The following is a 2,565-nucleotide window of genomic DNA, read 5'->3' on the forward strand; positions in this document are numbered from 1 at the left end:
CCAAAACCAAGCCTCGCATGAGGGCTCGGCGCCTCCTGTCAAAATCTCCTGACACGAACTTCTCAAACGCTTCAATCACATAAAACAAAACCCCGCCGAAATTCGACGGGGTTTGTCAGCAGTCTGAGGGCGACGCGTAACGCGTCGCCCTTTTCGTCAGGCTCGTCAATCTTCCAGGAAGATTGACCCCGTCAATCTTCTATGATGCTGACCCGCACGCTGTCCGAGTAGACGTCGACCTCGATCAGCGGCTCGCCATTGACGATGGCGCGCCTGGTGGCGCTGCTCATGGCGCCGCCGCGTTCCAGCATGCGCTGCAGGTCTGCGCGCGAGCCGTCGCTGCGGAACCAGGGATCGCCTTGGTCGTCGCCGTCACGCCGGTGGAACTTGTGCCAGTTGGCGCGGTCCTGCCGCACCATCTGCGCCGCGCTGCTCAGCGGATAGCCGTCGCTGGCGCGGTGATCGCGGTCCGAGATCCGCGCGACGTAAGAGCCGAGCATGTCGTCGGCCCGCGCCACACTCGCGCCCAGTGTCGTCGCCGCCACCAGTGCGGCAACGGCCATTGCTTTCGAAACAGTCATGAAATCCCCCTTTTGAAACGCTAGCACCATCGTGCCCGATCCCGGTGACGGGAATCGGACAGAGTTAAGCGCCTAGCACATAGAGGCGGTATCCAGTGTGATCTACATCGCCTTGCCGACGCGCGGCAGGGGCTGGCCATTTGACGGCTGCGCCTGTGGCTGCGCGTTGGCCGTCGCGGCCGGTTTGTCGCCGGTTTTGCCGTTGCCGTTCGAAGCAGACGCCGTGCCGTTCGCGGGCGTTGCCGGCGAAGTGCCGTTTGCCGGGGCGGCCGCGGTTGCCGGTGCCGTGGGCTTGGCTGCCGCGGTCGCCGCGGGCGTCGCGAACGCGCCGCCGACGACGCCGCCGCGAATGATCATCGGGGCTTGCTGGTGCCTGGACTTCTCGGGAATCGCCGCGACCTTTTCGTCGGTGACGGCGGGCATTGGATCGCCAAGCGCTATCATCGACGGCGTCGAGGCCGAGGACAGCTTGGCCGGCTCGATCGCATTCAGCCTGATCACCGAAGGCGTGGAGGTCGAGGGTCCGACCACGACGATCGACGAGGCATGCGCCGCGCCGCTCATCGCCAGAAGACTGATACCGAACGATCCAAGCAAACGCATCACAACAGCTCCCAAGCCCGCAGCCGCATAGAACCCGCGCCCTAAGCAGGTTTCGCAAAGGTGTCCCACGGTTCGCGTTCAGAACCTGCGAAAACCCAGGGAACCTAAACAGATATTCGTGGGGTACCCCACGAATATCTGTTTAGGGCCGGCAGATTGAAGCCGGCTTGCGCGGAAACTTAACATTTTAGGGGTTGATAAATCGCCAATGCCCGCCCTTGCCCGATGGAAGCGGCCGTATTACGGGACCGGCATGTCTAACGCGCGTCGCGTTGAAACGGATTCAATCGACGCGCTTTAGATTTTGTTTCATGCATGTTGTTGTCCCAAAACCGCTGCACACTTTTGGGCAACATGCATCAGGACTGGTGGCGGATTTGGCTGAGATACTGGCGGCCGGCGAGGCTATGGAGCGGGCATTGGCGCTGCTCGAAGGCGGTGATGTCGTCGCCATCCCGACCGAGACGGTTTACGGCCTGGCGGGCGATGCCACCAACGGCGTCGCCGTGGCGCGCATCTTCGAGGCAAAGGGCCGGCCGCGTTTCAACCCGCTGATCGCCCATGTCGCAAATCGCGCCATGGCGGACCGCATCGCCGGCTTCGATCCGCTCTCGGCAAGATTGGCCGAAGCCTTCTGGCCCGGCCCGCTGACGCTGGTGCTGCCGCAGCGCGCCGGCAGCGGCATCCATCCGCTGGTCACAGCGGGGCTGGACACGATCGCGCTGCGCATGCCGCGCGGCTTCGGCGGCGAGCTGATCGCGCGGCTCGGAAGGCCGCTCGCCGCCCCCAGCGCCAATTCTTCCGGAAAGATCAGCGGCACGACGGCAGGGGCGGTCGCCGCCGATCTCGGCGACAGGATCAGGCTGGTCGTCGATGGCGGCGCGACGCCGGTTGGCCTGGAATCGACTATTCTCAAGGTCGATAACGGCAAATTGCGGCTGCTGCGCCCCGGAGGCATCGGCGCCGAGGAGATCGAAGCGGTGGCCGGCGCGAAATTGTCGCGCGGCGCTTCCGGCATCGAGGCGCCGGGCATGCTCGCCTCGCATTACGCGCCGGGCGCCGCGATGCGGCTCAATGTCGGGGACGTTGCCGAAGGCGAGGCGTTGCTTGCCTTCGGCCGCAATCGCGCTGAGGGCTGGGAACGGGCCGTTGCGCTGCGCAACCTCTCCGAGACAGGCGACTTGCGGGAAGCGGCCAGCAACCTCTTTGCCGCCATGCAGGCGCTCGACCGTGTCGGCGCCTCGACCATCGCCGTCGAGCCGATCCCGTTCGAGGGCCTGGGCGAGGCGATCAACGACCGGCTTGCCCGCGCTGCCGCCCCCCGTGACAAGCTCGCCTGAGCGCCATAGGTTCTTGGCGTCATGAACGATCAGCCCTTCGA

Annotated in this window: 3 protein-coding genes; 2 read left to right on the forward strand and 1 reads right to left on the reverse strand. The window is 65.1% G+C overall.

Annotated features, from left to right (window positions below; genetic code table 11):
• Nucleotides 1-191: 191 nt before the first annotated feature.
• Nucleotides 192-581 (reverse strand): hypothetical protein, encoded by a 390-nt coding sequence (locus tag EOD07_RS30375; protein WP_127237939.1) that lies wholly within the window; start codon nucleotides 579-581, stop codon nucleotides 192-194.
• Nucleotides 582-678: 97 nt separating this feature from the next.
• Here EOD07_RS30375 and EOD07_RS37870 point away from each other — a divergent pair, with 97 nt between their 5' ends.
• Entirely contained in the window at nucleotides 679-1,215 is a 537-nt protein-coding gene (locus EOD07_RS37870; protein ID WP_164772687.1) for a hypothetical protein, read from the forward strand.
• Nucleotides 1,216-1,561: 346 nt separating this feature from the next.
• Entirely contained in the window at nucleotides 1,562-2,524 is a 963-nt protein-coding gene (locus tag EOD07_RS30385) for an L-threonylcarbamoyladenylate synthase (protein WP_245470548.1), read from the forward strand.
• Nucleotides 2,525-2,565 lie beyond the last annotated feature (41 nt).

It is taken from the genome of Mesorhizobium sp. M2C.T.Ca.TU.002.02.1.1 (assembly GCF_003997225.1).

Bases quoted from the DNA above. Each gene is read 5' to 3' on its own strand.
- EOD07_RS30375 (WP_127237939.1), bottom strand. From the start codon at position 581: ATGACTGTTTCGAAAGCAATGGCCGTTGCCGCACTGGTGGCGGCGACG.